The sequence below is a fragment of the Nonomuraea sp. NPDC049709 genome, assembly GCF_040674815.1.
In the GTDB taxonomy this organism is placed as follows: Bacteria; Actinomycetota; Actinomycetes; order Streptosporangiales; family Streptosporangiaceae; genus Nonomuraea.
Map to the genome: position 1 here is coordinate 1 of NZ_JBFANM010000080.1, position 23,988 is coordinate 23,988.

Annotated in this window: 18 protein-coding genes and 1 pseudogene; 9 read left to right on the forward strand and 10 right to left on the reverse strand. The window is 72.1% G+C overall.

The features are described from left to right. Positions 1-306: pseudogene (locus AB0J69_RS49570) on the forward strand (transcriptional regulator); the annotation flags it as partial. A gap of 133 nt (positions 307-439) precedes the next feature. Here the strand turns inward: AB0J69_RS49570 and AB0J69_RS49575 are convergent. From AB0J69_RS49575 to AB0J69_RS49590, 4 genes are read right to left on the reverse strand one after another with little or no spacing between them, the layout of a single operon-like run. Then, entirely contained in the window at positions 440-1,090 is a 651-nt protein-coding gene (locus AB0J69_RS49575) for an ABC transporter permease subunit (protein WP_364133083.1), read from the reverse strand. After that, a complete protein-coding gene (locus tag AB0J69_RS49580; RefSeq protein ID WP_364133086.1) occupies positions 1,087-1,782 on the reverse strand; it encodes an ATP-binding cassette domain-containing protein in 696 nt (231 codons plus the stop codon). The genes AB0J69_RS49575 and AB0J69_RS49580 overlap by 4 nt, the downstream gene beginning before the upstream one ends. Continuing rightward, on the reverse strand, positions 1,779-2,264 hold the full coding sequence (locus AB0J69_RS49585) for a hypothetical protein (protein ID WP_364133089.1): 486 nt from the start codon (positions 2,262-2,264) through the stop codon (positions 1,779-1,781). Before AB0J69_RS49585 ends, AB0J69_RS49580 begins: the two co-directional genes overlap by 4 nt. Further along, complete coding sequence (locus AB0J69_RS49590) at positions 2,261-2,785, reverse strand: sigma-70 family RNA polymerase sigma factor (RefSeq protein WP_364133091.1); 525 nt, start codon at positions 2,783-2,785, stop codon at positions 2,261-2,263. Before AB0J69_RS49590 ends, AB0J69_RS49585 begins: the two co-directional genes overlap by 4 nt. A 190-nt stretch (positions 2,786-2,975) precedes the next feature. Between AB0J69_RS49590 and AB0J69_RS49595 the strand changes: the two genes are divergently transcribed. Continuing rightward, a complete protein-coding gene (locus tag AB0J69_RS49595; protein ID WP_364133094.1) occupies positions 2,976-3,632 on the forward strand; it encodes a dihydrofolate reductase family protein in 657 nt (218 codons plus the stop codon). Between the two features lie 19 nt (positions 3,633-3,651). Here the strand turns inward: AB0J69_RS49595 and AB0J69_RS49600 are convergent, their stop codons facing one another. Continuing rightward, positions 3,652-4,407, reverse strand: coding sequence for a ZIP family zinc transporter (locus AB0J69_RS49600; RefSeq protein WP_364133096.1), 756 nt, complete (start codon positions 4,405-4,407; stop codon positions 3,652-3,654). 203 nt (positions 4,408-4,610) lie between these two features. Here AB0J69_RS49600 and AB0J69_RS49605 point away from each other — a divergent pair, with 203 nt between their 5' ends. Beyond that, positions 4,611-5,807 (forward strand): MFS transporter, encoded by a 1,197-nt coding sequence (locus tag AB0J69_RS49605; RefSeq protein WP_364133099.1) that lies wholly within the window; start codon positions 4,611-4,613, stop codon positions 5,805-5,807. Between the two features lie 292 nt (positions 5,808-6,099). After that, a complete protein-coding gene (locus tag AB0J69_RS49610) occupies positions 6,100-9,243 on the forward strand; it encodes a BTAD domain-containing putative transcriptional regulator (protein ID WP_364133102.1) in 3,144 nt (1,047 codons plus the stop codon). A gap of 89 nt (positions 9,244-9,332) precedes the next feature. Here AB0J69_RS49610 and AB0J69_RS49615 read toward each other — a convergent pair whose 3' ends face one another. The 3 genes from AB0J69_RS49615 to AB0J69_RS49625 all read right to left on the reverse strand — a co-directional run bounded on the left by AB0J69_RS49615 (position 9,333) and on the right by AB0J69_RS49625 (position 14,614). Then, positions 9,333-10,286, reverse strand: a complete 954-nt coding sequence (locus AB0J69_RS49615) for an alpha/beta hydrolase (RefSeq protein ID WP_364133104.1) — start codon at positions 10,284-10,286, stop codon at positions 9,333-9,335. Between the two features lie 246 nt (positions 10,287-10,532). Next, the gene (locus AB0J69_RS49620; RefSeq protein ID WP_364133197.1) at positions 10,533-11,576 is read right to left on the reverse strand and encodes a helix-turn-helix domain-containing protein; all 1,044 of its coding nucleotides are present in this window, start codon (positions 11,574-11,576) and stop codon (positions 10,533-10,535) included. A gap of 233 nt (positions 11,577-11,809) precedes the next feature. After that, a complete protein-coding gene (locus AB0J69_RS49625) occupies positions 11,810-14,614 on the reverse strand; it encodes a BTAD domain-containing putative transcriptional regulator (RefSeq protein ID WP_364133106.1) in 2,805 nt (934 codons plus the stop codon). Positions 14,615-14,858: 244 nt separating this feature from the next. Between AB0J69_RS49625 and AB0J69_RS49630 the strand changes: the two genes are divergently transcribed. Further along, positions 14,859-15,584, forward strand: coding sequence for an alpha/beta hydrolase (locus AB0J69_RS49630; protein ID WP_364133109.1), 726 nt, complete (start codon positions 14,859-14,861; stop codon positions 15,582-15,584). Positions 15,585-15,595: 11 nt separating this feature from the next. Here the strand turns inward: AB0J69_RS49630 and AB0J69_RS49635 are convergent, their stop codons facing one another. Continuing rightward, complete coding sequence (locus AB0J69_RS49635) at positions 15,596-16,456, reverse strand: TIGR03619 family F420-dependent LLM class oxidoreductase (RefSeq protein WP_364133112.1); 861 nt, start codon at positions 16,454-16,456, stop codon at positions 15,596-15,598. 292 nt (positions 16,457-16,748) lie between these two features. Between AB0J69_RS49635 and AB0J69_RS49640 the strand changes: the two genes are divergently transcribed. Next, positions 16,749-17,207, forward strand: coding sequence for a LuxR C-terminal-related transcriptional regulator (locus AB0J69_RS49640; protein ID WP_364133199.1), 459 nt, complete (start codon positions 16,749-16,751; stop codon positions 17,205-17,207). Positions 17,208-17,280: 73 nt separating this feature from the next. On the opposite strand, the gene AB0J69_RS49645 is transcribed toward AB0J69_RS49640, so the two are convergent. Beyond that, positions 17,281-20,727, reverse strand: a complete 3,447-nt coding sequence (locus AB0J69_RS49645; RefSeq protein ID WP_364133114.1) for a phosphodiester glycosidase family protein — start codon at positions 20,725-20,727, stop codon at positions 17,281-17,283. A 238-nt stretch (positions 20,728-20,965) separates the two neighbouring features. Here AB0J69_RS49645 and AB0J69_RS49650 point away from each other — a divergent pair, with 238 nt between their 5' ends. The 3 genes from AB0J69_RS49650 (at position 20,966) to AB0J69_RS49660 (ending at position 23,769) form a co-directional block, all read left to right on the forward strand. After that, positions 20,966-21,949 (forward strand): AraC family transcriptional regulator, encoded by a 984-nt coding sequence (locus AB0J69_RS49650; RefSeq protein ID WP_364133117.1) that lies wholly within the window; start codon positions 20,966-20,968, stop codon positions 21,947-21,949. 102 nt (positions 21,950-22,051) lie between these two features. Further along, the gene (locus AB0J69_RS49655; protein WP_364133120.1) at positions 22,052-23,275 is read left to right on the forward strand and encodes a styrene monooxygenase/indole monooxygenase family protein; all 1,224 of its coding nucleotides are present in this window, start codon (positions 22,052-22,054) and stop codon (positions 23,273-23,275) included. Next, positions 23,272-23,769 (forward strand): flavin reductase family protein, encoded by a 498-nt coding sequence (locus AB0J69_RS49660; RefSeq protein ID WP_364133123.1) that lies wholly within the window; start codon positions 23,272-23,274, stop codon positions 23,767-23,769. The genes AB0J69_RS49655 and AB0J69_RS49660 overlap by 4 nt, the downstream gene beginning before the upstream one ends. The last annotated feature ends 219 nt before the right edge of the window (positions 23,770-23,988 follow it).

Here is a 23,988-nt window from a genome sequence, read left to right on the forward strand (position 1 = left end):
CTGCGCGCCGCCGCCGCCCGCTACCCCGACGCCGCCGAAGTGGCCGGACTGGTGGCCGAGCTCCGGGCCGGCAGCGCGGAGTTCGCCCGGCTGTGGGCCTCGCACGACGTCTCCCCCGCGCCGAGCCTGCGCAAGACCCTGCACCACCCGCTGGTGGGGCCGATCACCCTCAACTGCAACGGGTTGGACGTCTCCGACCGGGACCAGCACGTGGTGATCTACACAGCCGACCCGGGCTCCCCGGCCGAGGAGGCGCTGCGGCTGCTCTCGGTGATCGGCACCCAGCGGATGAACGCGCCCGGCTGACCTGGCTACGACAGCATGGCCACGCCGACGAGGAGCACCGCGGCAACAAGCACGACGACCGCGAGCAGAGCCGCCCGGCCGAATCTGCGTCGAATGAATCGGGGGTTGTGGGCCATGCTCAGGTCCCTTCGCTTCAGGCGCGCCGTCGGATCGCCAGGTAGGCGACCCCGGTCAGGATCAGTGTGAGGACGAGGTAGGAGGCTGTTTCGATCCACTGTGTGGGCCAATAGGGCAGCTCGAGGTGGCCGCGCAACGCCCGGCCGGCGAGCTGGCTGATGCCGGCCAGCAGGACGGACAGCGGCATGGCGATACGGGTGTGCCTGGTCACGGCGCCGAGCGCCACGCCGAGTGCCAGGGCGAACAGCACTCGGGCGAACGGCACCGGGCCGTGGCTCTCGTAGTACGGCCAGGCCATCGGATCTCCCCCGGCGGGGGGCAGCGCCCAGGCCAGCAGCGCGGCGAGCACCGCCGCCGCGGCCAGAGCGCCGGTGGCCGCGGTGGCCAGGACCGCGGCCAGCCAGCGTCCGCGCGTCAGGCTCTGGGTCCAGGCCAGCCTGTGCGTGCCCGTCTCGATCTCGCGGGCGATCAGCGGTGCGCCCCACACCAGGCAGATCGCCCCGGGCAGGAAGCCGGCCAGCTGCCGGGTGAGCCCGGACAGGTCGGGCTCCAGGCGCTCCACGACAACGGTCACGCCGTACATCAGCACCACGCCGGCGACGGCGGCGGCCTGGGCGCGCTGGCCGCGCCAGGCCGCCCACAGCGGCCCTGCGACCGGCCCGGTCATCGGGCCGGCTCGGGGTTGCGCAGGTGATCCAGTACGAGGTCCTCCATGGTGGTGGCCGGGTGGGCGGCCAGCAGATCGGTGAAGCCGCCGCACAGCCGGACCTGGCCGGCGCCGAGCAGGATCAGGTGATCGCACACCCCGGTCAGGTCGGCCAGGATGTGCGACGACAGCAGGACGGTGATCTCCAGCTCCCGCACCGCGTCCATCGCCTGGATGCGGGCCAGCGGATCCAGCTCGGCCAGCGGCTCGTCCAGCACCAGCAGGTCGGCCCGCTTGCCGACCGCCAGGGCGAGGGCCACCAGGGTGCGTTGGCCACCGGACAGGCGGTCTGCCCGCTGCCGGAGGGGGATGTCGTAGGCGAGCAGGAACGAGGTGGCGGCGTGCCGGTCCCAGCGGGGGTTGGTCGCGGCGCCGAAACGCAGCAGATCCGCGACGCTCCACCGCCGGTAGAGCGGCTTGTCCTGCGCCACGAAGGCCACCCTGGACACCTCCAGCGGCCTGCCGAAGACGCGCACCCGGCCGGTGGTGGGCGCCAGCAGCCCGGTCACCAGGTTCAGCAGCGTGGTCTTGCCCGCCCCGTTCGGCCCGACCAGCGCGCACCGGGCCCCGGCGGGCAGCTCGAAGGTGGCCTCCCGGAGCGCCCAGCGCTTGCCGTACCGTTTGCCCAGCTCGTCGGCTTCCAGCGCGTTCACGCCCGCTCCCCGCCGCTCAGCTCGCGCTTGCGGCGCAGCAGCTCGGCCCGGCGCGCGTGCGCCCGCACGACCAGCACCAGCGACGCCGCGACGAACCCGCCCCCCACCGCCAGCGCGGCACCCAGGCCGGTGCCGCGCTGCGCGGCGATGCCCGCCACACCCACGGTCGTGACCAGCGACGCGATCAGCGCGATCCAGGCGGCGATCACCCGGTCGGTGGCGAACAGCACCACCCTGCGCGTCAGCAGCCAGCCGCCGTAGCCGGCCCAGGCCAGGCAGAACACGGTGAACAGCGCGAACGCCAGATGGGTACGGCCCGGCAGCGGACCCGGCTCGCTCCACCACAGCGCTGCCACGAACACCACGCCGGCCAGCCCGGCCAGCAGCGCCGCCACGGCGCGCACCCGCCGCCACGGTGAAAGCGACGGCTCGAGCCGCTCGATCATCTCCTGCGCCGACAGGCGCGGCTCCTCCTCGATCATGCCCGGTATCCCCTTTCCTCCAGGTGCTCCCGCAGCATCCGGCGAGCCCGATTGAGCCTGGACTTGACCGTGCCGACCGGGACGAGGCAGATCTGCGCGCACTCCCCCACCGACAGGTCCTCCAGGTAAAACAGGACGAGAATCTCCCGCTCCAGAACCGGGAGCCCGGCCAGGGCGGCGATGAGCTCGGCACGATCCACCATGGCTTCGACAGGGTCCTCGATCGGCAGCTCGCCGGCCGCCGCGTGCTCGTCGGCCCGGGCGTACTCACCGCGCAGGCGGTCGGTCACCGAGCGGCGGGCGATCGTGAACAGCCAGGGCGCGAACCGGCCGGGCTCCCGCAGCCGGGGCAGGCCGCGGACCACGGCCAGCCAGATCTCCTGGGTCACATCGTCGGCCCGCTCGGCATCCAGCATCCGCCGCACATAAGTCCACACCGGCACCCGCCATCGGGCCACCAGCTCCGCCCAGGCGGCCCGCTCACCCAGCTGGGCACGGACCACCAGCAGCTCATCGGTCATCTCATCCCTTCCGTCACCCTGCACAGTCGGGCGAGAGGCCACCGAGGTTCACGGGCACCCACATCATCGTGCGGACCGCCGCCAGCCCCGGGGGCAGAGAAGACGTGCCGCTGTGCCGGTCGCTGTCCGATCCGGGGCGGCGGCTCCGACGTCCCGGGAAAGTCGGGTATCCGGAAGGGAGCCACCGGCCATGGGCAAGGTCATCGCGAGCGCGACGGTCTCGTTGGACGGGTTCATCGCCGACGAGTCGGACCGGGTAGGTCCGCTCTTCGACTGGTACGGCAACGGGGACGTCCCCTTCAACGGCGGCGACCCGGAGCGGGTCTTCCACGTCTCGGCCGCCAGCGCCGCCTACCTGGAGGACACCTGGTCGCGGATCGGGACGGCGGTGATCGGCCGTCGCCTGTTCGACCTCACCAACGGCTGGAGCGGCCGCCCCGCCGCCGGCGACGCCGTCTTCGTGGTGACCCACGAACCGCCGACGGACTGGCCCTACCCCGACGCGCCGTTCACGTTCGTCACCGACGGCCTGGCCGGCGCGATCACCCGGGCCAAGGCCGCCGCCGGGGACAAGGACGTGTCTCTGACCGGCGGTGACCTGCTGGGCCAGGCCCTGACCGCCGGCCTGGTGGACGAACTGCAGGTCGACCTGGTCCCGGTGGTGTTCGGCAAGGGCATCCGGTTCTTCGGCGGGTACGGCGGCCCGCCCGCGCTCCTCGGCAACCCGGAGATCGTCCAGGGCGACCGCGTCACCCATCTGCGCTACCACGTCCACCGTGACGCTGATCGCGTCGCAGGTGGCGCCCTCGGCGAGCGCCCGGCGTACGGCGGCGTCGACCTGGCCTGATCGCCGGGCGGAGGGGGCTTCAACCACCGGCCTTCGACACCGCGAACGCGAGCAGGAACCCGGCCAGCGTGATGAGGCCGGTCATCTGGTGCGCGTCCTCGAACGCCTCGGGGATCATGGTGTCGGCGATCATGGCGAGGATCGCGCCGCCGGCCAGCGCGATGATGCCCGCCAGCACGGCCGCCGGCGCCTGCCCGAGGAGCGTGTACCCCGCCAGCGACGACAGACCGCTGATCAGGGCGATCCCGCTCCACAGCCCGAACACGTACGCCTTGGACCGCCCGGCCCCGCGCATGCCGGCCGCGCTGGACAGACCCTCGGGCACGTTGCTGATGAACACCGCCGCCACCGTCACCGTGCTCACCACACCCCCGCCGAGCAGGCTCGCCCCGATCACCAGCGACTCCGGAACGCCGTCCAGCACCGCGCCCAGCGCGATCGCCGAGCCGGACCCCTCCTGCTCCCGCTCCGACGGCTGCCGATCACCGGAGCGCTTGCGGTGCCTGGCTCCATGGCGGGCCAGCAGGAGGTTGCAGACGGTGTAGAGGACCGCGCCGGACACGGCCCCGGCCACCGTGGGCACCAGTCCCGCCCGCTGGTGCGCCTCGTCGATCAGCTCGAAGGACACGGCGGACAGCAGCACGCCGGCACCGAACGCCATCACCGACGCGATCAGCCGCTGCGGCATTCGCACCGCGTACCCGGCCAGCGCGCCGAGCACCAGCGCGAACCCGGCCAGCAGCCCCCACCCACCCGCCTGCAACCATTCCGGCATGATCAGGCGGTTGCCCTCGCGCCGCCCACTCCAAACCGCGCCATCTCTCGCCTCCGGACATACGCAGGAACTCGCCTGATTTGTCAGACACGATCTATTTCATCACCTATCTCCCTACTAACATTCATCTGTACGCCTGTATCGCTCGGTGAGGGTCGATGCCCAGATCTGCCGACCATCTGCACCTTACGGAGACCCTCTGCATGGACCTCGCCACGCGCCGTCGCCGGCAGGCACTGTTCCTGTTCTTCTTCCTTCCGGGCATCGCGATGTCGTCGTGGGTGACCCGCACCCCCGACATCCGCGACCGCCTGGAGGCCTCCACCGGCCAGATGGGGTGGATCCTGTTCGGCCTGTCGCTCGGCTCCATGATCGGCATTCTCTGCTCCGGACGTCTCACCTCGCGGTACGGGACCAGACCCGTCATCGGCGCCGGCACCGCGCTGGTCGTCGTGAGCCTGGCCGTCATCAGCGCCGGCGCTCTCGTGTCGTCCGTGCCGCTGGTCATGGCGGGCCTGTGCGCGTTCGGCGCGGGCATGGGAGCCGGTGACGTCGCCGTCAACGTCGATGCCACCGACGTCGAGCGCATCACCGGCAGGACGACGCTGCCCACCTTGCACGGCTGCTTCAGCCTGGGCACCGTGGTGGGCGCCGGCACCGGCATCGCGGCCACCACCGCCGGCCTGCCGGTGCACTGGCATCTGGCCGCGATCACCCTGATCTCCGCCGGGATCTTCCTGTACGCCGTCCGCTTCGTCCCCGCGGGCACCGGCGCCCTCACTCCCGGCCCGGCCGGGCCGGGCACCGGCCACTCGAGGCCGAAGGTCTGGAAGGACACCAGGCTCCTCCTGATCGGCGCGATCGTCCTGGCGATGGCCCTGGCCGAGGGGGCCGCCAACGACTGGCTGCCGCTGCTCATGGTGGACGGGCACGGCCTGACCACCGCGTCCGGTTCCCTCGTCTACACGGGTTTCGCCGCCGCCATGACCCTGGGTCGCTTCGGCGGGACGTTCTTCCTCGACCGCTTCGGCCGCACCCTCGTCGTACGCGCCAGCGCCGTGTCGGGGGCGCTCGGCCTGCTCCTGGTGATCTTCTCGGACAACGCCGTGCTGGCCGGGGCGGCCGTGCTGTTCTGGGGGCTCGGCGCGTCGCTGGGCTTCCCCGTCGCGCTGTCGGCCGCGGGAGAGACCGGACCGGACGAGACCGCCCGGGTCAGCCTGGTGGCCACGATCGGCTACGTCGCCTTCCTCGTCGGCCCGCCCGGCCTCGGCTTCCTCGGCGACCACTGGGGCCTGCGCCCGGCCATGCTCGTCGTGCTCGCCTTCGTCGCCTCCGCCGCCTTCCTGGCCTCCGCCGTCGACACCCGGAGCCGCGTCCAGGCCGCCGGTCAGCGCGCGTAGGCGAAGGGGTACGCGCCCGTCACGCGATCGGCGACCGGCTCGGGGCTGAGGCGGACGTTGCCGACGGTCGTCGGCGAGACCCCGGCCTCCCGCGTGAGCTGGCGCATACCGGGACGGCGGCGGCCCGGTCGAAGCGTCCCCGTTCACCGCGGCACCGTGTCCGGCCCGCAACCGACCGTGCCCCTGGTGAGATCGCGCCCCGGAGGAGCGGCGGCCGAACTCATGAGCAGGTAAAAGGGACGGAGACAGTGGCGATTAGTCGTTGACGCCACTGTTCGGCACAATTGCCGATGTGCGAGTCGAACTGCTGGGACCCTTCGAGGTCCGGAACCGCGATGGGGCCATGGTGGAGGTGCCTGGGATTCGGCTGCGCGCGCTGCTGGCCGCCCTCGCCCTCGAACCCGGCCGGATCGTCACGCGTGCCAGGCTGGTGGACTGGATCTGGGGCGAACGCCCGCCCGCGGACGAGGTGAACGCCCTGCAGGCCCTGGTGTCCAGGCTGCGCAGGGTGTTGCCCGACGGTGTGATCGAGGCGGATTCCGGCGGGTACCGGCTGGCCGTGGCTCCTGACGCCGTGGACGTGAGCCGGTTCGAACGCCTGATCGGCCAGGCCCGTGCCGCCGACCCCGCGGAGCGGGCGGAGCTGCTGCACTCGGCCCTGGCCCTGTGGCGCGGCACGGCCATGGCGGACATCGCCCTGCAGGACAGCGAGGCGTTCGACGCCGTGGTCGCGCGTCTGAACGACCTCTACGTCGCCGCGCTCGGGGATCGGGTGGACGCCGACATCCGCCTCGGCCGTGGCTCGGAGCTGATCTCCGAGCTGACCGACCTGGTTGCCACATATCCGCTGCGAGAGGGGTTCGTGGCGGCCTTGATGCGGGCGCTCGCCGAGGCGGGGCGCGGCAACGAGGCGCTGACCGTGTACCAGCGGACGCGCGAGCGGCTCGCCGAGGAGCTGGGCGCCGATCCGTCGGCCGAGCTGTCCGCGCTGCACACCGCGTTGCTGCGCGGCGAGCTGGGCGAGCGGGCGGAGAGCCGCCGGACGAACCTGCGCGCCGGGCTGACGAGCTTCGTCGGCAAGGACGACGACGTCTCGACGGTCGCCGGCCTGGCCATCAAGCACCGGCTGGTCACCTTGACGGGAGCGGGTGGCTCCGGCAAGACAAGGCTGGCCACGGAGACCGCGCGGACGATGCTCGCACAGCTACCGGACGGGGCGTGGCTGGTCGAGCTGGCCTCGGTACGGGCGGGCGGCGAGCTGGCGCAGGCCGCCCTCACCACGATCGGCCTGCGTGACCAGGCGGTGCTCGGTGGTGCGCGGGGCGGGGAACCGATCGACCGGCTCATCGCCGCGCTCCGGGAGCGCACCATCCTGCTGATCCTGGACAACTGCGAGCACGTGATCGACGAGGCCGCGGCTTTCGTGGATCGGCTTCTGGGCGAATGCCAGCGGCTGCGGATCCTGGCCACGAGCAGGGAACCGCTCGGGATCACCGGGGAGGTGCTCTGGCAGGTCGAGCCGCTCGCGCTGCCCGCGACGGGAGCGGACCCCGCCGAGGCCGGCTCCTCGCCCGCGGTGCGGCTGCTGCGGGACCGCGCGGACCTGGTGCGCAAGGACATCGGCTCCGACGCGGGCACCCTGGCGACCATGGCGCGTATCTGCCGGGCGCTCGACGGGATGCCGCTGGCGATCGAGCTGGCCGCGGCACGGCTGCGTACGATGTCCGTCGATCAGCTGGCCCATCGGCTCGACGACCGGTTCCGCCTGCTGACCGGCGGCAGCCGTACGGCGCTTCCCCGGCACAAGACGCTGCGCGCGGTCGTGGACTGGAGCTGGGATCTGCTGACCGAGGCCGAACGTGGCGTGCTGCGGCGGTTCTCGGTGTTCTCCGGCGGGGCGAGCCTCGAAGCGGCCGAACGGGTGTGCGGGGACGCGGCGTTCGGCGGGGAGCAGGTGCTCGACGTGCTGACCGCGTTGATCGAGAAGTCGCTGCTGCTCGCCGACGAGGAGGGCATGCCGCGCTACCGGATGCTCAACACCATCAGGGAGTACGCGGCCCACCGGCTCGACGAAGCCGGCGAGACCGAGCCGGTGCGCCGGGCGCATCTCGCGTACTTCACCGAGCTGGCCGAGACGGCCGATCCGCACCTGCGTACGGCCGAGCAGCTGACCTGGCTGGCCACGCTCGATGCCGAGCACGACAACATCAACGCGGCCCTGCGCGGGGCGATCGCCGAGGGATGGGCCCAGGAGGCGATGCGGCTGGTCGGGGCCGTGGGCTGGTACTACTTCCTCAGCGGGCACCGGGCCGAGGGCACCGAGCTGAGCATCGCGGCGACCTCGCTGCCCGGTGAGGTGTCCGATGAGGTGCGGGCGATGGCGTACGGCATCGCGGCCGTGTTCGTGACCTCCGGGCCCGGCCGCGATCAGTATCAGGCGCGAGAGTGGATCCACGAGGCGCACCGGCTCATCGAGCGCGGCGGGTATCGCCACCAGATGCTCGTGTTCGTCCGGCCGCTGGAGCGGATGCTGCAGGGGCCGGCGGAGTTCCTGCCCGCGTTCGAGTCGCTCATCGACGACGACGATCCCTGGGTGCGGGCGCAGGCCAGGCTCACCCGTGGCCGGTTGCGGCTCACGCTCAGCGCCGACGAGACCGACGTGGACGTCGACATCGAGACCGCCCTCGCCGAGTTCCGCACGCTGGGTGACCGGTGGGGGATCTCGACGGCGCTGACCTTCCTGGCCGATCGGGTCGCCATGCGCGGCGAGTTCGCACGCGCGTGCGAGCACTACGAGGAGGCGGCTACGGCGCTGACCGAGGTGGGCGCGACCGAGGACGTGGTCAGCGCGCGGTCGCGGCAGGCCCAGCTGTACTGGCTGCTCGGCGATGAGCGCTCCAGCACCGCCGCCATGGCCGAAGCGCAGCGGTGCGCGGGCTGGATCGCCTGGCCGGAGGTGCTCACCGACCTGGCGTTCTCGAAGGCGCAGCTGGCGCGCTGGCGCGGCGAGCCGGACGAGGCGCACCGGCACCTGGCGACGGTGGAGACGCTGATGGGCGACGAGGAACAGTGGCTGTTCTTCCGCGCCAAGTTCCACGACCTGAACGGCTACCTCAGCGAGGATCTCGAGAAGGCCGGCGTTCATCGGAGCGAGGCGTTGAGCGCGGCCACGGCGACGACGTACCCGCCGCTGATCGCCGAGGTGTTGATCGGGATCGCGGATCTCGCGGTGCGCCGAGGACAGTACGAGCAGGCCGTACGTTTGCTCGCGGCGAGCGACGGCGTGCGCGGTATGCCGGATCGTTCGCATCCGGACGCTTCCAGGATCGCCGCGGACGCGCGGAGCCGCCTCGGTGAAACCGGGTTCACCGAGGCGACCCGTGCCGGACAGCAGCGGGATTGGCGCGAGCTGGCCGAGACCACCCTCGCTGGGTGAGCGCCGCGCGCCCCCGCCGGTGCCGCTGACCCGGGCGGCCTCCGCGCGAGGTCAGCCGGGTGAGGTGGACGGGGCCCGCGGGTCCCGTCTCAGCTCTCGGCGAGGGCGCGGCGCAGCGTGCCGATGGCCAGCTCGATCGCCGACTCGGCCGCATGCGTCTCGCGCAGCGCGTTGAGCATCACGAAGTCGTGGATGATGCCCAGGTAGCGCACGGCGGTCACCGGCACTCCCGCGGTGCGCAGCCTGTTGGCGTACGCCTCACCCTCGTCGCGCAGCACGTCGGCCTCGGCGGTGATGATCAGTGCTGGGGGCAGCCCTGCCAGCTCCTCCAGCGAGGCCCGCAGCGGGGAGGCGGTGATCTCGGCGCGCTGGGCCTCGTCGGTGGTGTACTGGTCCCAGAACCACTGCATGCCGTCGCGGCGCAGGAAGTAGCCCTCGGCGAACTGGTGGTAGGAGCCGGTGCCGAAGGACGCGTCGGTCACCGGGTAGAACAGCACCTGCTGCCGCAACGGCAGCCCGCCGCGCCGCTTGGCCATCAGCGTCAGGGCGGCGCTCATGTTGCCGCCGACCGAGTCGCCGGCCACCGCGATCCTGGAGGCGTCCAGGCCCTTGGCGGCGCCTTCGGTGACGATCCACTGCGCCACGGTCCAGTTCTGCTCGATCGCCACCGGGTAGCGGTGCTCGGGCGACGGGTCGTACTCGGGGAAGACCACGGCGGCGCCGGCTCCGGTGGCGAGCTCGCGCACCAGCCGGTCGTGGGTGTGGGCGTTGCCGAACACCCAGCCGGCGCCGTGGATGTAGATGATCACGGGCAGGTCGCCCGTCCGGCCGGCGGGCCGGACGATGCGGGCCTTGACCTGGCCGGTGGGGCCGCCGGGGATCGTCACCCACTCTTCGTCCACGGCGGGCTTGGCGATGGGCCCGGACTGCACGTCGTCGACGGCCTTGCGGCCCTCGGCCGGCGGGATCTGGAACAGGAAGGGCGGCCGTGCGGTGGCCTCGGCGAAGGCACGCGCGGCAGGTTCGAGGACAGGCTGGTTCATGGATCGCTCCAAAGGTGAGAAGGGGTGTCGTGAGACGCGGCGTACGGACGTGCTGCCGCGTCACTTGATGAAGCCGAGCAGGGCCCTGATCGACCTCGGTGGCGTGGGTCCGCAGCAGGCCGTGCGGGGCGCCCTCGATCTCCACGACCGTCGCGGCCGGCGACAGGCGGTGGAAGCCGCGGGCGGTGGGCTCGATGGGGCAGGATGCGGCCGGGCGTTCGTGACCTGCGCCGCCCGGGATGCCCCTCACGTTATGGGCGATCCCTTGCCGTCTGTTGTCCTGGAACGCCCTGCTTGTTGCCCGGAAATGCCACGAGGGACCGGCCCCGGCCCGCCGTCTCCATCGGCGACACGAAGGCTGCGCCACTCCCGAGGGGAAACCCCGTACACCGCGCGGAAGGCACGGCTGAAGTGGGCGGGGCTGACGAACCCCCATCGCTGCGCCACGACCGACACCGTGGGCGCCCTCCTGCCGCGGCGGGCCAGCTCGCGCCCGCACTCCTCCAGGCGCCGGTGCTGGATGAGCCGGCCGACCGTGATCCCCTCGGCCTCGAAGACCCGGTGCAGGTGGCGGATGGAGATCCGGAGTGCCCGCGCGATGCTCTCCGGCGACAGATCGGGATCGCCCAGATGCTGGTTGATGTGCTTGCGAACCCGCAGGACGAGGTGGGCACGGGCGGTGTCCGCCTCCGGGGTGGGCCGGCCGGTCCGCTCGGCCACCAGCGTGGAGAACAGGTCGACCACGTTGCCCGCCAATCGATCCGCCACGGCCGGCGGGTAGGCGTGGGCCGAGGCGGCCAGCGCGGCCAGGAAGGGCACCAGCATCGAGCCGAAGCCGTCCGCGGTGCCGATGGCGGTGCCGGTGACCTGCCGGATGTCGGCCTCCACCACGCCCAGCACGCGGCGGGGCAGCTGGAAGACATGCGTGGCGAACCGTTGCGGATAGCTGATGGAGTACGGCCTCGCTGTGTCGTACACCACCAGATCGCCCGCGCCCACCTCGGCCCGCCGGCCATCCTGGATCACCGTTGCCGTGCCCGACACCTGGACCCCGATCCCCACGAACGCCTCCTCCGACGAGCGCGCGATCAGCCTCGGCGTGCGGCTTATCCGCTTGGCGTCGGCCTCCATGGTCGAGACCCGGAGATACCCGAGGCGGTCGGTCGCGATCCGGCCGTCGAACGGCCCGTCGCCCTGCGGGACGACGGCCATCGGCACCAGTGCCCTGCTCACCGCGTCGTTCCAGTAGGCGGCCTTGTCACGGTCGGGGACGGAGGCGGTGGTCACCACCCTGCTCAACCCGCTCTCCCCTCACCAGGAGCGACACGCACCCGCGACCGGCCCGGCGGCGTGACGAGCGCACACGGCGAAAGGCGGATGGGCAAGATGGGCGAGGGCGGCTTGGCGCTCCGTATCCCGGCACGACTCATCGCACGAGCAGACATGAAGTAGGTCCTTCCTAGGCATGCCGAGCCTAGGAAGGACCCTGTGGACGAACTGTGCGAGATCTGTGACCGGGCTGTTCAGAGAGCCGCCAGCTTGGTCCTGATCTCCTCTGCGGCGGAATGGCGCAGGTCGGTGAGAATCGTCAGGGCGGCCTGCCACGCCTCACGTGCGGCCTCCGGCTCTCCGGCATCCAGATGCACATCCCCCAGTCGCCCGAGCGACGATGCCTCGGGGTAACGGGTGCCCGTGCTGTTGCGCAGCTCCACAGCGCACCGATAGGCGATGATCGCCTGCTGGAACTGGCCGAGCCGGTGCCGGCCGTAACCGACGCTGTCCCAGGCCGCGGCCTCGCCCCGGCGAAATCCCAGTCGCGCCAGTCGCTCGACCGCGCTCGTGCAGTGTTCCAGGCCCTGCTGGTAGTGACCGAGCTGCATGTGGTACCAGCCGACGTCGTTGAGCGTGGTCGCCTGCCCGCGAGCGTCGCCGGTGACGGTGAACAGCTCAAGCGCCTGCTCAGTGAGGGCCAATGCCTCCGCGGTCCGTCCCTGCCGGTGGAGTTCGTACGAGACGCTGCGCATGGCCTGCGCCTGCTTGTCGAGATCGCCCACTTTGCCGAACAGTTCAAGGGCGCGGGAGGCGTAATCGAGCGCCTCGTGCGTGCGCCCCAGATCCCTCGCCGCCCCGCCCAGGTTGTGATACCCGTGAGCCTGCGCGCCGGGGTCCCCCAGCCGTTCGGCGGCCTGGACCGCCGTCCGATGAGTGGCCAGCGCCTCCTCCCGGTATCCCCTCCGCTCAAGGAACTCCGTCAGTGCCCAGGCGAGTTGCCAGGCGTGCCTGTCGAACCCCGACCGCGCCGCCGTCTGGATGGCGGCCACCAGCACGCGATGCTCAGTACGCAGCCAGGTCTCCGCCCGCTCCTCATCAGTGAAGCGGGTCTCCGGTACGCCCCGCACGGGCGGCTCCACCGTGATCCCCTTCATCAGTGGCGCGATCGCTCGGTGGGCGGCATGGGCCGTGTGCAGGTAGTGGTCCAGCACCCGCCGCAGGGCCTCCCGGCCCTCGCCCTCCTCGGTGAGTTCGGCGGCGTAGGCGTGCAGGAGGTCGTGGAAGGCGTACCGCCCGGGCGAGGTCTCGGCGAGGAGGTTGGCCGCGACCAGCTCGGCCAGGAGCGGCTGCGCCGGAGCGCCGGCGAGCGCGGCGGCCGCGTGGAGGCCCACCTCGCCGCGGCCGGGGTGCACGGCGAGCAGCCGGAACAGCCGGGCCGCGCCCTGGCTGAGCGTCCTGTAGGACCAGGAGAAGACGGTCCTGGCGTCGATCGCCGCGTCGGGGCCGGCGAACGCGTGCAGGCTGCCGTCCGCGTGGCGCAGCTCGGCCGCGATGGACGACAGCGTGAACGCGCGGTTCCCGGCCGCGCGGGCCGCCACGATCGCCAGCGCCAGCGGCAGCCGCGCGCACCGGGCGATGATCTCCTCGGCCGCGTCCGGCTCGGCCGCCACCCGGGCCTCGCCCACCCGCCGGGCCAGGAAGTCGCGTGCCTCATCGACCGGCAGCACGTCCAGCACAAGCGCATGCGCGCCGTGCATGGCGACCAGCCCGAGCAGGTGGCTTCTGCTGGTGACCAGCACGAGTGCGCCCGGCGTGCCCGGCAGCAGTGGGGTCACCTGCGCGGTGTCGCGCGCGTTGTCGAGCAGGATCAGCATCCGCCGCCCGGCCAGCGAGCTGCGGAACAGCGCCGCGCGCGCGTCCAGGCCCGACGGCACGCGCTCGGGCGGCACGTCGAGGGCTTCCAGGAATCCGCGCAGCACGTCGGCCGGGGCGAGGGGCGCCTCATCCGGGTCGAAACCGCGCAAGTTGCTGTAGAGCTGGCCGTCGGGGAACCGGCCGGCGAGCCGGTGCGCGACGTGGATCGCCAGCGTGGTCTTGCCGATCCCGGCCATGCCGCCGATCGCGCTGATGAGGACGGTCCGATGCGCGTCGGACACCCGTTCGAGCAGCTCCGCGACCTGGTCGCGGCGCCCGCTGAAGGTCGCCAGGTCCACGGGCAACTGCGCCGGCACCACCGCGGGAAGCCTCGGCGCGGCGGGCTGGGCAGGCTGCGCGGGAGGAGCGGCGGACTCGGACAGGACGGATTCGTGCGCCGCTCGCACCTCCGCACCGGGGTCGACGCCCAGCTCGTCCGAGAGCCGGTCGCGGAGGGCGTGGAAGGCCGTGAACGCGGCCGCCTGCTGCCCGGTGGCCGCGAGCATCCGGATCAGCCTGGCCTGCAACGACTCGTCCAGCGGATACGCCTCAGCCGCCCGCTGCACCGCCACCAGTGCCCGCTCCCCCGCACCGGCGCGCAGCGCCACGTCCGCGGCCTGGCGCACCGCGCTCACGTACTCCCGCTCCAGCGCGACGAACGCCGGATGGGTGCGAACGTCCACCTCCACGTTGGCCGCCACCGGCCCTCGCCACAGGTCGAGCGCCTCCACCAGCAGCCGCACGCACAGCTCGGCGTCTCCCGCCGCGTCCGCGCGCCGGGCCTGCTCCACACCGCGCCGGAAGACCAGCAGGTCCACGCTGCCGGATGCCGCCTCCAACCGGTATCCGCCCCCGCTGCGCACCAGCAGGGTGCCCTCCGAACGCGGCGGCAGCTCCGGGTCGAGCAGCCTGCGCAGCCTGCCGACGTACCGCTGGACGATGTTGACCGCGCTAGCGGGGGAATCGGCCCGCCAGAGCACGTCCACGATCTCCTCGACGGTCACCGCCCGGTCCGAGCCTGCCAGCAGCAGGGCCAGCAGGGCTCGTTGTTGTGGGGGGCCGAGCTCGAGTTCCGACCCGTTCCGCCAGGCCCGTACGGGCCCGAGCAGTGCGAAACGAAGATCACAACTGGACCGCTCCATACCACCCCGCCCCGCGATGCGGCCACCGCCTCCCGAACACCGCACCACAGGGTACAGCCGCACATAACCGGAGGTGGGCACGGGTGTCGCGGCAACGAATCCTTCCGAAGAGCTCCCAAGGGCACTGACCGGCCAGAAGTGAGGCACTGGCGGGCAAGGCGCCCCGGTCGATCACCTCTACTGTTCCGTCCACCCTTCCCGCACGAGCTGCCCCCAGGGAAAGCCGTCAACAGAGAGAGTTCTCATGTCCCGTCCTGACAGCCCGACCGTCGTCCTGGTCCACGGCGCGTTCGCCGACGCGTCCAGCTTCGCCCGCGTCATCCCCGGGCTGATCGCCCGCGGCCTCGACGTGGTGGCCCCCGCAGTGCCCAACCGCAGCCTGCTCGGCGACTCCGCCTACATCGCCTCGATCGTCCGCCGGCTGCCCGGCCCGGTCATCCTGGTCGGCCACTCCTACGGCGGCGCGGTCATCACCGTCGCCGGCATGGAGGACAACGTCAGGGCACTGGTCTTCCTGGCCGGCTACGCCCTGGAGGAAGGCGAGAGCCTGGGCGAGCTGCAGGGCCGCTTCCCCGACTCCGACCTCGGCGGTGCCCTCGTCTACACCCCGTTCCCGATCGAGGGGTCCACCGAGCCGGGCACCGACGTGTCGGTCCGGATCGACAGGTTCCCGGCGATCTTCGCCGCCGACGTCGACCCCGCCCTCGCCTCTGTCCTCGCCGTCTCCCAGCGCCCGCTGGCCGCGCGGGCCTTCGCCGAGCAGGCCCCGGCAGCCGCCTGGAAGACCAAGCCCTCCTGGGGCCTGGTCGCCACGGCCGACCGCACCATCAACCCCGACGTCGAGCGTTACGGCTACGAACGGGCCGGCATGACCACCGTCGACGTGCGGTCCTCACACCTGGTGATGCTCGCTCACCCCGACCGCGTCACCGACCTGATCCTCGACGCCGTCCACGCCACCGCTCCCTGATCCACCCGGGGTCAGCCGGCGCCGGGCAGAGCGAACCGTTCGGCGAACGCCGACATCTCATCACGCTGGTGTTCCGGTTCCGCCGAGGTGGGGCTGACCACGATGCGGGTCACGCCTTGCGCGGCGAACTGCTCGACCCGTTCGGCGGACATGTCGATCGACCCCCACCGGGTGTACTCCAGCCGGCCGGGGTCACGGCCCGCCTCCGCGGCGGCGGCTCGGGCCAGCTCCCATTGGATCGCGCGTTCCTCCGGGGTGAGCGCGCCGCCCGGGAAATAGCCGTCGCCGCGCCGCCCGGCGCGTCGTGCGGCCGCCCGGCTCGACCCGCCGACGTGGATCGGCAGGCGCGTGGCCGCGTACGGCTTCGGGTAGCTGGTCACGTCGTCGAAGCCGAAGAACTCGCCGTCGAAGCTGACGCCCTTCTCATCGCCTTCCCACAGCAGCCGGAGCACGTCGATGGCCTCGTCGGTACGGCGGCCGCGGCTGCTGAAGTCGACCCCGGTCGCCCTGGCCTCGCCGGGCAGCGTGCCCAGCCCCACGGTGAGCAGCCGCATCCGCCCCTTGGACAGCACGTCGATGGTCGCCAGACGCTTGGCCAGGACCACGGGGTGGTGGTACGGCAACAGCAGCACGGCCGTGCCGAGCAGGATGCGCCGGGTGGCGGCCGCGACGAAGGCCAGGCAGTCGAGCGGATCGGGATAGGGCAGGGACGGCGGAAACTCGAAGGGGCCGAGCGTGGCGCCGGGATACAGCGCGATGTGCTCGGGCAGGTACAGCCCGTCAAAGCCGCAGTCCTCAGCATGCCGGGCACAGGCCACGAACCGGTCGGGGTCGAGCCCGTCGGCTGTCGAGTAGCTGATGGCAAATTTCATCGTCATCCTCGGAGATCAGAGTTCGCGGTCACGGTACATCCCTGACATAAGCGTCAAGGCAAACGCCGACCGCCCATCACGGCCTTCGCCACCTCGATGCCTCCGCCGGTGCTGAACGAGCGGGGGCTCGTCGACGCCGTCCGCGCCCTCGCCCTGGACAGCCCGCTCGAGACCACCGTCAGCGCCGGCGTCGAGCTACGCCTGGACCCCGCCGATCGAGTCCGCCGCGTACTTCGGGGTGGCCGAGCTGCTGACCAACGCGGTCAAGCACGCCCGGGCCGGCCGGGCGCGGATCTCCATCTCCCGCGACGGCACCGGTGTCTCCGTCGAGGTCGAGGACGACGGCGCGGGAGGGGCCGGCGTGCGAGCCGGCGGCGGGCTTGAGGGGCCGCGCCGCCGGCTCGCGACCTTCGACGGCACCGCGGAATCACCAGCCCCGCGGGCGGTCCGACCCGGGCGCGGATGGCGGTGCCATGCGCATCGTCGTAGCCGGAGACCTGTACCTCCTGCGCGACGGGATGATCCGCCTCCTGCGGGCGTACGGGCACGAGGTGGTGGCGACGGCGAGCACGAGGTGCTCGCCCTCATGGCCGAGGGATTGTCGAATCAGGCCGTCGGCCGGCGGCTGTTCCCCAGTGAGAGCGCCATCGCCAAGCACACCACCTCCATGTTCGGCGAACTCGGCATCACCGACGACGACCACACCAACCGCCGCGTCCTCGCCGTCCTCACCTACCTGAACGGGCCCTGACGCCGGGGACGGGAAACCGCTCGGCTCCACACCGCGTCGGCGTGTCCCGGCGAGGCGCCGGTGCCGGCGACGGTCACTTCCCGCCGCGTACGACCTGGATGGTCTTCGAGGTCGTGACCGGCGCGAGCGAGCTGTCGTCGGTGTAGGCGCGCATCGACTCGTTCGTCACCGATACGGTCACCGTGCCACGGTTCAGCGCGGTGAGCGTCCGGGTCCGGGGGTCGAGGATCGCGACCTTGCCCTTGCGGCGGGCCGCGTCGACGGCCGCCTTCCCGCTGCCGATCGCCAGGTTGGACGAGCCGCTCCAGTCGACCGACATCGGATACCGCAGCGGCACCACACGCGTGCCCGCCGACACGCCCTCCGGCTGCACGATGCTGCCCGAGAGCTGCGCCGTCCCGCTCACCTCGACCGAGTCCGGGGCGTCGAGCGTGATGGACTGCGCGAAGGCGCGCACCTCCGCCTCGATCCACTGCTGGTCCGCGTTCCGCCGGGGGTCGACGGACCAGTCGACCCACCCGGTGAAACCGCCGCGGTCCGGCGTGCCGTACGGGTTCTTGCCGGACGACGGCAGCACCATGTACGGGACGCCCTCCAGGCGGTGGACGTCGGCGATCTGGGCGTGGGACCCGACCATCGCGGCACCCTTGCCCGAGGAGCCACGGAAGTCCGTGAGCAGGTTCTCGATGAGCGCGACCTCGTCGCGGTCACCGAGCTGGCTGGACTTCGCCTCGGCGGGGTCGTCCACCGGGTGATGGGCGAACACCAGGACGTTGCGCACCGACCGGTCCTTCTTGGCGTCGGCAAGCGCTTGCTGCACCATCGGGAGCTGGTCCCACGCCGTCCCGCGCAGCGACCCGAGGGAGCTGGCGAGCAGGATGAACCGGGTGCCCTTGTGGTCGAACGTCCGGTACGGCTGTCCGAACTCGTTGCTGAAGTTCGTCAGGTCGGACTGGGTGTTGTTGAGGCCGTAGGACTCGTGGTTGCCCGGCACGTAGTAGCACGGGATCGAGCCCGCCTTCGGGTCCGGCGTGCTGTCCTCCGGCGGCTCCTGGCCGACCGGGACGAGAGCGCACCCGGCGTCGGTGAGCACCTGGCGGGCGAGCGCGAGGTCCTGCGGCAGGCCACGGTCGGTGATGTCGCCGTTGAGGACGATCAGGTCGGGCCCGGTCTGGCGGATCCGCTTGATGGCGGCCGTCGCGACCTGGGACAGCGCCGGGTTGTCGGCGGTGAACTGCACGTCCGACAGCGTGGCGAACTGCCACGTGCCGGGGCCCTGGAGCAGCGAGCCGTCGTCGGAGACGAGCGGGTCGGGCCGCAGGTCGGGCTGGGCGGGCAGGTCGATCGCCGTCGGGACGTCGGCCTCGATGCGGTCCAGGACGAACGTGCCCGCCTTCTGCTGGGCGACGCTCGTGTTGATGCCCTGGAAGCCCGAGATCGAGATCGGGAACGCCGCGCTCGCCGGCAGCGTGAACGTCGCGTACTGCCAGTCGTCGCTCGCGGTCAGGGCGGTGCCGTAGACACCGGTGCTCTTGCCGTTCGCGTCGTAGTAGGCCAGGTACGTCAGGCCGTTCGGCACGCTGATGCTCGACCTGATCCGCGTCCGCAGGCGCAGCGGCTGGCCGGGCACCGGGACGCGCCGGGCCGCCGACACCGCCGCGATGCCCACGTTGCGCATCGCGGTGAAGTCGACCCGCAGCCCGTCGGGGTCCGCCGAGAACGTCGTGGCCGCGGTGCTGTTGTTGCGCCAGCGGGCGAGCACGTCGTCGTCGAAGTCGTAGACCGTCGTGGTCTGGACGCCGACCGAGATCGGCAGCTGGACCGACCTGCCGCCGGCCGAGACCGTGAGGATCGTGCCCGCGGCGCTGAGCGGGGTGATCTTCAGCTTGCCGTCCGCCGGCTGGATGTCGACGACGCCGCGGTCGTAGTCGAGCGAGAGGTCCTGCGGGTCGATCGGGGCCGTGTAGCCCTGGTCGTCGCGGCCGGTCACGGAGACGGTGACCGCGTTGGCGGGGGTCGCGTCGGCGATCGACAGGCGCTGGGACGACAGCTCGACGCTGTCGACCGGGTTGAGGACGGTGACCTCCGCGCGCGCCTTCTGATGGCCCACCCGCGCCTCGACCTTGATGGAACCCTTCGGCTCGGCCGGGGCCGCGAGCGTGCCGCCGCTGACGGACGCTCCCCGAGCGGACCACCGCACGGACTTCGGGTCGACCTCCACCGGCGTCTGGTGGTCGTCGACGCCCTCCGCGAGGAGCGTACGGTGCAGCCCCGGGAAGACCTTCACGCCACCGTCGGCAGACGCCGCACCCGGCGCCGGCTTGACGAGGAGCTCGTGCAGCTTGCCGTCGCCCTTCGCGACGAACACCCCCACGCCGTTCGGGTCGTTGCGCTCGTGGCCGTCGGACGGGACGTTGCGGACGGTCGCGCCGTCCTCGCCGAGCGCGCGGGCCACCATCGTGGTCGAGCCGCCGCCGTCGAGGTTGACCGCGGTCTCCACGCCCATCGCGACGAGGTCGCGCGCTTCCTTGTCGATCCCGACGCCGCCCTTGCCGGTGCCGCCCGGGCCGTCCCAGGTGGCGAGCACGAGCGTGCGGCCGCCGTCCTTGAAGCCGAGCGCGGTGCGCGGGGCGATCGAGGGGTCGAGGCCGCCTACGGCCTGGCCGCCGGAGACGATGGTGCCGCCGTGGCCGAGCGCGAACTTCATCTGCTTGGCCACGTCGTCGGCGAGCTCGTAGCTGAGCGCCACCGGGTCGCCGGGCCGCAGCGCGCGGATCGCGACCGCCGCCGCGTCGCGCCCGACGAGCACGAAGCCGCCGTCCGGGATCGTGCCCGAGCCCGCGGGACCGTTCGGCGTGACCGACACGACCGAGCCGTTCTCGACCAGCACCTCGGCGATCTGATCGGTGCCCACGCCCCCCAGGCCGCGGTTGCGGCTGTAGTCGCCCCACGCGGAGGTGAACGCGATCAGGCCGTCCGCGGGGACCCCGCCGCCGTTCGCCGCGTTGATCGACAGGACCCGATGGTCCGCGCCCGCGAAGTTCGCGGTCGCGTCGACCGTGAGGTCCACGAGCCGGGCTATGCCGTCGCCGCCGACGCCGACGTGCTGGCGGCCGCCGATGTCGGCGGTCTTGCGGAGCTGCCCGTTCTGGACCTCGCCGCCGAGCGCCGCGTTGGAGTTGCCGATGTCGAAGAACTCGCCGTTGACGCCCGCGACGGCGCCGGCCTTGTTGGCGGCCACGCTGAGCGGCCCGCCGAACGCGACCGGTCCGGCGGTCAGCAGGTCCGTGCCGACCGCGCTGTTGGACAGGTCCACCGACAGGAAGTGCGCGTCGTACCAGCCTTTCTGGTCGAGCGCCTTCACGTGCTGCAGGTCGATCCCCGGACCGATCCGCTCGGCCGTGTTGATCAACGGGATTCCGCCGGTGACCGGCGCGGGCCGGCTGTCGTCCGCGTACGCGGCGGCAGGTAAGGCCGCCAGCGTGGTCGCCGCGGCGAGCGCCACGATCAGTGGCGTCATATGACGATGGTTCAAGACCATCAATTTCATGGGAACCTCGGGTCAAAGGATGATGCGGAGGCGACGCCCCCGCCTACGCCCCAGTTCGATCAAGGGCAGCACACGATTCAAGAGATCGTCCGAGACGCGCGGATGACGCCACCGCGAGCATGCGATGAACCCTGCCGGAAGAGGCGGGGCGCTCTGCTGTGCGTCCTTTTACGTGGAACGCCGAGATCGCGAACGACGATCATCTGGTGTGCTCCTCAGCAACCGTGCTGTCTTCGCCAGCTCCGATCTCGACGAGGTCCGCGGCGAGGTCGCCAAGGTGTTCTGCCCGCACCGGCTGGACCTGGCCGGGGACGCGGACCTGCTGTCGGCCCGGTTCAACTCCGTCCAGCTCGGCTCGGTCCGCATCAGTTACCTCGACTACGGGGCCGACGTGCGCATCGAACCAGGCGACCTCGACACGTTCTTCCTGGTCATGTTCCCGCTGGCCGGGCGCAGCCTGATCCGCGCCGGCGACAAGGAGATCGTCTCCACCCCGTCGCTGGCCGCGCTGCCCTCGCCGACCCGCCACCTCAACATGCGCTGGGCCGCCGGCTGCCCCCAGCTGCTGGTCAAGTTCGAGCGCGCCTCGATCGAGCGCTCGCTGGAGCAGATGCTCGGCGAACAGCTCGACGACCCGATCGTCTTCGACCTCGGCATGGACCTGACGACGGGCTGGACCCGGTCCTGGCGGGACATGGCCGACCTGCTCGTCAGGGAGGCCGAGCGCGACGACGGGCTGACCGGCCACCCGCTGGCCATCGCGCACCTGGAGAACGCGCTGATCACCCTGCTGCTGACCATGCAGCCGTCCAACTACCAGGAGCGGCTGACGGCGCCCAGGCCGCCCGCGCTGCCGAAGGTCGTGCGGCGGGCGATGGAGTTCATCGAGGGGCACGCCCACCTCCCGCTCACCACCACCGACATCGCCGGTGCCGTCGCGGTCAGCAGCCGCTCCCTCCAGGAGGGTTTCCGCGCGCATCTCGGGCTGACCCCGATGGCCCACCTCAGGCAGGTACGGCTGGCGCGGGTGCACGACGAGCTCAGGACGGCCGACCCGGCCAGGGCCACGGTGACCACGGTGGCCGCCCGATGGGGCTTCCTACACCAGGGACGTTTCGCCGCCCAGTACCGCGAGAGGTACGGGCAGCCGCCGTCGGAGACGTTGCGCAGGGGTTCCGCGTCAGGTGGATGAGATCCGCGCTCAGCGGATGGCCCGGGCGGGCGCGCCGACCGTACCTTTCTTGTCAGGCGCCGATCAGAACCTCCACTCCTGACACACAAGGGACACACCACCATGCGCGACATCCTCGTCGTCGGTGCCGGCCAGGCCGGCCTGCACCTGGCCATCGGCCTGCTCCAGCACGGCTACGACGTCACCGTGATCTCCAATCGCACCCCCGAGTCCATCCGCGACGGCCGGGTGATGTCCGGCCAGGCCATGTTCGGCACCGCCCAGGCCCACGAGCACGAGCTCGGCCTGGACTGGTGGGCCGGCGTCTGCCCGCCCATCGAGGGCATCGCGCTCACGGTGCCGAGCCCGGAGGGCGGCAAGGCCCTCGACTGGGCGGCACGGCTGGACGTCCCGGCCCGCTCGGTCGACCAGCGGCTGAAGATGCCGGCCTGGCTGGGCGAGTTCGAGCGGCTCGGCGGCAAGCTCGTCCTGCACGACGCCACCCCCGAGGACCTGGAGAGCTACGCCGCCCGGTACGACCTGGTGCTGGTCGCCGCCGGGAAGGGACAGATCGCCTCGCTCTTCGAGCGGGACCCCGCACGCTCCCCGTACACCGCCCCGCAGCGCGCGCTCGCGGTCACCTACGTCAACGGCCTCGCCCCCCGCCCCGATCACTCGGCGGTCTGCTTCAACCTGCTCCCCGGCGTGGGCGAATACTTCGTCTTCCCCGCCCTCACGCACACCGGCCCCTGCGAGATCATGGTGTTCGAGGGCGTGCCGGGCGGTCCCATGGACTGCTGGGGCGACGTGCGCGGCCCCGCCGAGCATCTCGCGCGCAGCCGCCGGATCCTGGAGACCTTCTTCCCGTGGGAGGCCGGGCGCTGCGCCGGGATCGAGCTCACCGACGCCAACGCGGTCCTGACCGGCCGCTTCGCCCCCACGGTGCGCCGTCCCGTCGCCGTTCTGCCCTCCGGCGCGCCGGTGCTCGGCGTCGCCGACGTCGTGGTGCTCAACGACCCGATCACCGGGCAGGGCAGCAACAACGCCGCCAAGTGCGCCGCCACCTACCTGCGGGCCATCGTGGAACGGGGCGGGCAGCCGTTCGACGCGGACTGGATGCGGCGCACCTTCGACCTCTTCTGGACGCAGGCCCAGCACGTCACGAACTGGACCAACGCCCTGCTGGCGCCGGCCGAACCCCACCACCTGGCGCTCCTGGGCGCCGCGGGACAGCATCCGGAGATCGCCTCCCGATTCGTCAACGGCTTCGACGACCCGGCCGACTACGCCGAGTGGTTCATGGACGCCGGCCGGGCCGAGACCTACCTGAGCAGGGTCGCGGCATGAGATCGCTCCGTGAGGCCTTCGGGCAGTTCGCGACCGGGGTGGCGGTGATCACGACGGTGACCGCCGACGGGGAGCGGGCCGGCGTGACCGTCAACTCCTTCACCTCGGTCTCGCTCGATCCGCCGCTGGTGCTCTTCTGCCTGTCGAACCGGGCGCCCAGCGCGCCGCTCTTCCTGCGGGCCGGGCGGTTCGCCGTCAACGTCCTCGCCGCCGACCAGGACCACCTGTCCCGGCGCTTCGCCACGCCCGCGGCCGACAAGTTCGCCGGGGTGGAGCTGCTCGGCACGCCCCTGCCGATACTCGCCGGGACGCTGGCCAGTTTCGTCTGCCGCACGGAGCGCGTCCACGACGGCGGCGACCACCACATCGTCGTCGGGGCGGTGGAGCGCTACCAGCGGGCCGAAGGGGAGCCGCTCGTCTTCCACTCCGGCCGCTACCGGCAGTTCTGGTCCGAGCTGGCCATCGGCGGGAGCCGCGTGGCCAGCCGCGTCTGACGTCCTGGAGCGGTCCCGCGCCCGAACCTCTGCGGTCAGTACGCCCGGCCCCGTGACGTCGGCGAGATGTTGTGGTTGAGGTGGAAGACGTTGCCGGGTCGTACCGGTCCTTGAGCGCCGTCAGCCGGGCGCGTTTGTCCTTGGGGTACGCGCGCCGCACGCCACTGCGACCGCCCGGATGCCGGCGGACGGGGCGGGTTCCGTCCAGGGTTTCCTCGC